Annotated in this window: 3 protein-coding genes; 2 read left to right on the top strand and 1 reads right to left on the bottom strand. The window is 60.1% G+C overall.

From position 1 onward, the window contains the following. On the bottom strand, positions 1–218 hold a 218-nt coding region (locus V2I08_RS20400), incomplete at its 3' end, for a hypothetical protein (RefSeq protein WP_349636574.1). On the opposite strand from V2I08_RS20400, the gene V2I08_RS20395 reads away from it, so the two are divergent. Both V2I08_RS20395 and V2I08_RS20390 read left to right on the top strand, forming a co-directional pair. Beyond that, positions 126–521, top strand: coding sequence for a tyrosine-type recombinase/integrase (locus V2I08_RS20395; RefSeq protein ID WP_349636573.1), 396 nt, complete (start codon positions 126–128; stop codon positions 519–521). The two genes, V2I08_RS20400 and V2I08_RS20395, sit on opposite strands and share 93 nt — an antisense overlap. Next, positions 521–1,474, top strand: a complete 954-nt coding sequence (locus V2I08_RS20390; RefSeq protein WP_024020122.1) for a tyrosine-type recombinase/integrase — start codon at positions 521–523, stop codon at positions 1,472–1,474. Before V2I08_RS20395 ends, V2I08_RS20390 begins: the two co-directional genes overlap by 1 nt. Positions 1,475–1,594 lie beyond the last annotated feature (120 nt).

The raw sequence follows: 1,594 nt of genomic DNA, 5'->3' as shown, positions 1-1,594 counted from the left end.
TATCGCTTTCGTTTCGAACCATGAAATCCGGCCATCTCGTTTGTCGTCACCCGGCTACCGAATTTGTCGTTGCACACTCCGAGATCATAAAGCTTCGGCTCGACGACGTAGACTGGCGGAATGGGATCATTCGGATAGCCAGGACCAAGACGCATTTTACCGATAGCCTTCCATTGCCGGTGGCCACCGGCGACGCGATCGCAGATTATTTGCGCCATGAACGACCGAAGACCCACAACCGCGCGATCTTCGTTCGCCATGTCGCGCCGTATGACGTCCCGATCAGGGCTGGCGTCGCCAAGCATGCGGTAATCGCGGCTTTCGCACGCTGCGGGTGGGATCGGACTGATCCGCACGTCCTGCGTCACAGCATCGCGAGCCGTCTGCTCCGCGACGGCACGCCCATGAAGCACATCGCCGATATTCTGCGTCACCGCAGCCTCGACACGTCGAAGATCTACACCAAGATCGATCTTGATCGCCTGTCGGCTGTGGCTCTGCCTTGGCCAGGGAGGGCGTGATGATGACGACTATGACAGCACAAGCCGAGGCCTATCTCGCCGAGCGGCGAGCATTAGGGTTTCTCGATACCGGGCCGGGTGCCAGCCAGCTTCATTCCTTCGCCAGATTCTTCGACGGCTCTGGCCATCAAGGTTCCCTAACGACAGATCTCGCGATCGAATGGGCAAAGGGTCATGCTCGTACCCATGAACCGAGGGCGTGGGCGCGTCGGCTCGATGCTATCCGACCCTTCGCCACCTACCTGTTGCGGATGGATCCGGCCACGGAGTTTCCGCAGACCCGGATATTCGGCAAGTCCCAGCGCCGGGCCACCCCGCATATCTACACCGAGGACGAGGTCATGGCGCTGCTTGCAGCGGCACGACATCTCGATCCGGAAGGCAGCCTGCGCCCCGCAGCGTTCGAGGCTTTCTTCGGTCTGATCTCCGCAACCGGCCTGCGTGTGTCTGAGGCGATCAAGCTGCGATGCGCCGATGTGGACCTCGGGAGTCGATGTTTGACCGTTCGGATGACGAAGTTCAGCAAGTCAAGGCACGTGCCCTTCCATCCAACCGTCGCGGCTGCGCTCGCCGACTATGTGGCCGTGCGAGATCGTTTCCTGCCACGTGAGCAGGAAGATGCCTTCTTCGTCTCGACGCCGACACGATCGCTAAAATCGCGCGCCGTGCACTGGACCTTCCAGAGGTTGCGCAACGAGGCGGGGATCGTCGCTCGGGGGGCCTATCCCGACGTCCGCATCCATGATCTCCGGCATACATTTATCTGTCGGCGCATCCAGAGGTGGCAAGCCGAAGGTGCCGATATCGATAACGCGATCGCGGCGCTCTCGACTTACGTCGGCCACACAAAGGTATCCGATACATATTGGTATTTGACCGGCATCCCGGATCTGATGGCTATCGCAGGCGACCGGTTCGAAGATTATGCATTCGGGGAGAGCGGCCGTGGCTGAACATGCGCCTCTCTCATTGCCGACGCTCGTGCAGCGATTCTTTCGTAACCGACCGGTTGAGGCCGCCTGCCTTGCTGTGATGTGAGCGCGTAAGAGACGTCCATAAGGACGTCGTTATGG

This window comes from Sphingobium sp. MK2 (assembly GCF_040170545.1).
Lineage (GTDB): Bacteria > Pseudomonadota > Alphaproteobacteria > Sphingomonadales > Sphingomonadaceae > Sphingobium.
The sequence above is the reverse complement of the archived record's forward strand: the minus strand, read 5'-3'. Positions and strand labels throughout refer to the sequence as shown.